Annotated in this window: 4 protein-coding genes; all 4 read right to left on the reverse strand. The window is 40.4% G+C overall.

Annotation, left to right across the window (positions count from 1 at the left end; genetic code table 11):
* Positions 1-85: 85 nt before the first annotated feature.
* Positions 86-1699: a ShlB/FhaC/HecB family hemolysin secretion/activation protein gene (locus P5674_RS04030; protein WP_235181473.1), complete on the reverse strand. Its 1614-nt coding sequence runs from the start codon at positions 1697-1699 to the stop codon at positions 86-88.
* Positions 1700-1970: 271 nt separating this feature from the next.
* Complete coding sequence (locus P5674_RS04035; protein ID WP_006620295.1) at positions 1971-2354, reverse strand: response regulator; 384 nt, start codon at positions 2352-2354, stop codon at positions 1971-1973.
* A gap of 498 nt (positions 2355-2852) precedes the next feature.
* Positions 2853-5888 carry a PAS domain S-box protein gene (locus tag P5674_RS04040; protein ID WP_006620296.1) on the reverse strand — a complete coding sequence of 1012 codons (3036 nt, stop codon included), beginning with the start codon at positions 5886-5888 and terminating at the stop codon, positions 2853-2855.
* Positions 5889-5916: 28 nt separating this feature from the next.
* Positions 5917-6138 (reverse strand): hypothetical protein, encoded by a 222-nt coding sequence (locus tag P5674_RS04045; RefSeq protein ID WP_315642727.1) that lies wholly within the window; start codon positions 6136-6138, stop codon positions 5917-5919.
* Positions 6139-6332 lie beyond the last annotated feature (194 nt).

The raw sequence follows: 6332 nt of genomic DNA on the forward strand, positions 1-6332 counted from the left end.
AACACCCGGTAGGTTTAGTAATTGGTAACTGTTACCTAAAGTTTTTAAAAACCTCCCATTGATGAGGTTATCAACTCGCCAATATTCACCGAAACGGACTCCATTCGACCGAAAAATATAACCCCTGTTCTTGGAGGGTTCGTTTATTGGAACTAAGTTCCATCAGAGGAATTCCCCAATCAAACCGGGCGCGGAAATTATCACCATACTGCCAACGCAAGCCTAAGCCTAAAGACATTAAAGTTTCCGAGGATAATTGCAATTGGTCGGCGTTACTACTCCAGGCGGTGCCGAAATCTACAAAGGGGGTAACTTGTAAAATTCCCTTATTGTTATCAACTCGGAGAATGGGATAGCGTAACTCCGCCGAAGCAAATATAAAATTATCGCGCAATAAGGCATCCTGACGGTATCCCCGAAGATTATCTAATCCCCCTAATCCTGCTTGTTCTAGGGGTACTAACTCCTGTGTGGATAATTGGATATCGGAGCGCAATAAGACTAGGGTATCTGGGGCTAATAATCGCAACCATTGGGCTTGACCTCGCCATGCTAAATATTGACTATCAGGACCGTCATCATTAATGGTTGAGTTGAACAAGTTTAAGCCTATGCTAAATTGCGATCGCGCCGCCAAAACCTGTTGAGTTCCTCGCCTGGTATATTCCTGAGATAAACGCAAAATTGATAGGCGGGTTTTACCATCGGAGTCCGCCCCCCTAGCCAAGGGAAAACCTATACCTAAAATAGATGTCTCGCTTTCGCGGCGGGCGAAACTAACACCTAGGGCTAACTCTTCTGTCGGGGTCTGAATAATAGGTTGGCGATATCGCAATTCAAAAGTGACACTTGTGGCTTCAATATCCAGTTCCTTAAAAGGTGGTTCTACAATATTACTATCAGTATAATTAAAGTAAAATCCTACGGTTCCGTTGCGGGAATTAATCGGAAAATCATATAAGACATCTACCACATTACTGCCATCGGTATTACTATAATATATGCCTAAACTATCTCCTTGTCCGAGAAGATTGGCTTCTGTGAGTTCAACGCCTCGTTGAAATGTGCTAACACTGGGGGGGCGGTAGTTATTAGCAAATAAATTAATATCGAAGGTTTTGGCTGTGGTAAATTCTACATCTAAGATGCTTTGACCAGGACGAGTTCCGGCAGACAATTCGGCTTGTATGGTATCGATTATCGGGCTTAATTGTAATAGTTGCAACGCGGCGAGTAGACGATTTTGATTTAGGGGTTTGGCGGTAGCAACAGCTAGACGACTACGCACATAATCGGGGTTTAGTCGTCCGGTGGCGCTGACGTTAATATCAGTTACTTCTCCTTCTAAAATTTGGATGGTTACCGTTCCCTCTTGCAGTTCCTGGGGGGGTATAAAAGCGCCGGAAGTAATGTAACCTTCGCTGATATAAAGATTAGTAATGGCCGAACGTGCTTGCAAAAGTTCCGCAAAGGTAATCGGACGATTTAGAAAAGATTGCGTAACTTCTGCTAGTTGTTGATCACTAAAGGCTGTGTTTCCTTCAAAGCTGAATTTTTCGACAATAATAGTAATAGATACATCTGGGGGTTCTTCTATATTTTCTGGTGTTAGGTTGGGGGAAGGAAATAATTGCTCAGGTGTAGGTAACTGGGGGGGAAGTTCCGGTTCCGGTTGGGGACGTTCTGGTAATGATGGAATAGTGTTAGGAACCTCTGGTAAATTTACAGGTAAGACCGGGGAGAGGGTTTCGGCTAGGGTAGCGCAAGGGTAAGTTATAGCTACAATAATGGTGAGATTTAATGGCTATTTAAATAGGTGATTGAAAATATATTTTTGGCTTGAGATCCCCATATTTACTCCTCAATGTGTAACTGCCAGCTATATTGATATTTTAATCATGTTATACTGGTTTTTGATGTCTGACACTGTTAAATATTTCCTGGAGGTTCCTGTTACTTTCAATGGCTGATTAATCGGAATTGGTAGCTAACAGGTTGGCTACTTGTTGGGCTAAGGTCAAGGGGTTGAATGGTTTGGTAATCACTCCGGCGATGTCCATTTGTTCAAAGCGATCGCGATCTTGTTTTAGCACTTTGGCTGTCAGCATAATTACCGGAATTTCTCGACAGCTTGGTGTTTGTTGGAGTTGCCTGGTCAACTGGAAACCATCAAGATCTGGCATCGATACATCTAACAAAATCGCATCAGGATGTTCCGTTTTGGCTTTCTGTAAACCCTCTTGACCAGAGTTGGCTGTAATTACGTCCCAACCTCCTAGATCCGTCATACAAACCCGGACGATTTCCCGGATACGTTCTTCATCATCAATTACTAAAATTTGGGGTTTTGGCATAGGTCACGATTTACCGTGTAAACAAGATAAAACTACTCTCGCTTATTAGGTTCAAATAGACAAGCATTTTTCCTGTCTACAAATACAGAAACTTATATAGATAATTATCAATTTTTACCTGTTACTTCTGTGATCTGTCCCTGATGGTAATTTAGTTAAGCTAAACTTATTTATCTGGCAAAATGATTTTAATATTTAAAAAATGGTAAATATTTATTACATTTTTATTGAGAAAATTTCCTATAAATTTGACGAGAGAATGGGGGTTGTGGTAGGGTGGAAAAAATCAAAAATGAGCGCTGTTTGTGTGCGTATAGCAAAAATGAGGCTCAAACCCTGATGCTGTCGTGAGTTTAAAGGTCTATTGACGGAAAATGGCTAATCCCGAGACACCAATTTAGGCGAAAAAATGGACGGCAAAAAAACGGGGGCTTGACACAAACGACAATTTGTGCATCCTAGGTAGTAGAAGGGGAAATTGAGTTTTTAAAAACGATTTTAATGGTTAGTGTCGTTGGTATTTATAACCCTAGGAATAGTGAAATAAAAAGTGCTGCCTTTAGCCAATTGACTTTCGACCCAAATTTTACCGCCGTGTTGTTCAATAATGCTTTGACAGATAGATAAGCCTAAACCAGTTCCACTCTTTTGGCGAGAGTCAGAGGCATCGACTTGTTGAAAGCGACTAAAGATAGTTTTTAGTTTTTCGGGAGGAATGCCACGTCCCTGGTCGCGGACTTGAAAAAGTACCATATCATCCTGTGGGTAAGCTGAGAGGGTGACAGTGGTATGGGGAGGGGAAAATTTAATAGCATTACCGACTAAATTAGTCAGAGTTTGTAGCATGGCATCGCGTGCCGCCCAGAGTTGAACGGAAGTGGGTAAAATTTCCAGGGTAATGGAGTCCCGATGAGCGATCGCCTGTAAACTATTAATTACTTGCATCATCAATTCCTGAGCTGAACAAGCCTCCATTTGAAATTGAACCTCACCGGAGTTTAGCCGTTCAATATCAAGAATATCATTAACCATTCGCACCAGTCTTTCTGTCTCTAATAAAGCAATTTCAATAAATTTATGAAACTCCTGGGGTTTGTGATCATACAAGCCGGAAGATAACAGTCCTAACGAGCCTTGAATAGCGGTGAGTGGGGTTCTCAGTTCATGGCTAACCACAGAAATAAACTCATTTTTCATCTGTTCTACGGCTCGCCGTTCACTGATATTCTGAGCTTGAGCAATAAAATAGAGAGGAACCCCGTCAATATTTCGGACTATGGACATACTTAATAATACCCAAATTACATATCCTTGCTTATGAAGGTAGCGTTTTTCTACATAGTAATATTTAACTTGACCCTCGATCAATTTTTTAATGGATTTTACCTCCTGCTCATAATCTTCTGGGTGGGTGATATCTTTACATTTGAGTTGGAGTAGTTCTGCTTCCTGGTAGCCTAACATTTCACATAGAGAGCGATTAACTTTTAAGCAGTTTCCTTGGGAGGATAACAATGCCATACCGATCGCAGCATCTTCAAAAGCGGTGCGGAAGCGTTCTTCACTATCTCTGAGTTTTTGTTCAGCTTGTTTGTAGTGGGTGATATCAAAGGTTAAACCTAAAATTTGGCTCAGTCTACCCTGTTTGTCTAACAGTGGTAAATACTTAATGATGACGGTTTTTGGGGTTTGATTGGGAAGGGTAATAGTAGCTTCACCAATTTGTATGGTTAGGGTTTGGATGGTTTTTTCTAGCAAGGGTAAATAATGGCAAGTTTCCTCTGGGAGAAATAGCTCTTCATCTCGGCGACCAATAAATGTTTCTTCTGACCAACCTGTTCGTTCTAATACTCGTTGGTTGACGAATTTTAAACGGCGATCGCTGTCATAAATTACAAAGATATCAGGAGCATGATTGACCGCTAGGCGTAGGAGTTCTTCGCTTTCGGCTAGGGCGAGTTCTGCTTGCTTGCGATCGCTAATATCTTCCGCAAATCCTACATAACGTAGGGGAGAACCATCGTCATTATAAATAATGTTGACTTCTTCATAAACCCACCTAATTACACCATCATTTCTAATAATCCGATATTCTCGTTTAACCAAATTATTTTGATGCTGTTTTTCCTGATAATTAATTACTGCTCCTCGGTCTTCTGGGTAGATGGTATTTAACCAAGAATCAGGATTTTGATAGAGACTCTCACAGGTGCGTCCCCAAATTTTTTCATAGGCTGGGCTTAAATAAATATATTGTCCTGAATTGGCGCATTTTACAAAGAAAAACTGACTGATAGTAGAGGCGATTTCTTGAAAGCGTTTTTCACTTACTGCTATGGCTAATTCAGCTTTTTTACGATAGTTAATATCTGTGATAATCGCACAACATCCAGCATATTTACTATCATCAAATATAGGATTAGTTGATAGTATAGTCCAGAGAATATCTCCGTTTTTCCGCTTAAATTGAAACTCGTGTTGCTCCGCAATACCTTCACGACGACGTTGCAGATAATTTTCGACTATTGGATAATCCTGTTCATCCACAAACTTAAATAGGGAAGATTGAGTTATTTCTTCTTGGGTATAACCCAGCATATTTGCCATTTGCTGATTGACAAAAGTGGTCATACTATCACTGTCAATTATCCAAACTCCTTCGAGGGTCGTTTCAATGATAGTCCGCAATTTAGCCTCGCTTTTTATTAAAGCTGCTTCCGTCTTTTGGCGATCGCTAATATCTTGAACCCAAGACAGCAACATATTCAGTTTTCCTGATTCATCGTAAAAATTGGAATTGTACCACTCACAATAAATTACTGATCCATCTTTGCGGTAATTACGATTTATGCAAATCCTCCTTTTTTCTTGATTGGCAAAAATGGTCTGAGTTTCTCGATTAACGCGATCGCTATCTTCCTCAAAGATTAATTTCCATTCATTCATCGACTTACCCAACACTTCCGACTCAGACCAACCAAATATCTCTTCTGCTTGCTTAGACCATTGGATAACCCGCAATTTTCGATCCCAAATAATAGTTCCCAGAGGAGAATTATCAATCAGTATTTTTAATTGATGATTAACTGATTTGAGGGAGTGTGTAGTTGATAGCTGATTGGTTAAATTATCCCTTCTGTATGGGGAGGATAACAGTTGCATTTCTATGCGCCATTGTACTTCTTCAAAATCTAAGGGATAAATCAGAACATCTGCTACTTGCAAGTTGAAGGCGCGAATTGCCCTAAATACACTTTTAGACTCGGCTAGTAGAAGAATCCGAACATGAGCAGTGACAGTGTGTACTTGTAATTGTTTGGCGATCAGATATCCATCGGTATCGGGTAATTTGACATCTAAAAAAATCAGATCAGGTGGAATATGTTTAGCTACCTCCAGACCTTCATATCCATCACCAATAACCTGAACTTGATAATTATTGATAGTTAATAGGTTAGCCAGTTCCCCGCGACTCGGAGACTCGCCTGCAATCACTAAAACCCGAACCGGAAAATTCATATCGGTGGAAGCCATAATCTGCTATCAGTGCAAGAAAATATACTTATAGTTTTGATAGTAGCGCTTTTGATATTAAAGTCATAGCGACTTGACAAATTTTTTTCTTGAACCTTATAAGTTTCTTATATTTCATTGCTACAGTTAATTCCAGACCCTGATATGTTCTCAGTCCACCCATAAGTAAAATCACTTGTGATTTTTCAGGTGCGATCGCTTTCCGGCTGGCTAGGCTGGTTAGGGAGGTGTTAGCCACTACCCCAATCATGACTCGGAAACTCTCTCCGAGGGCTAATGCTGTTTACATAGATAGGGTATATGGGGGGCTGAGTTTTTTTTGTCGCGCAGACCTGCTGAAATAAATTTGACTAATTCACCCCTGACTTTATAAGTTTCTTATATTTAACTGCTACAGTTAATTCCAGACCCTGATATGTTCTCAGTCCACCCATAAGTAAAATC

Origin of the sequence: Limnospira sp. PMC 289.06 (assembly GCF_032350395.1) — a bacterium.
Classification (GTDB): Bacteria; Cyanobacteriota; Cyanobacteriia; order Cyanobacteriales; family Microcoleaceae; genus Limnospira; species Limnospira platensis.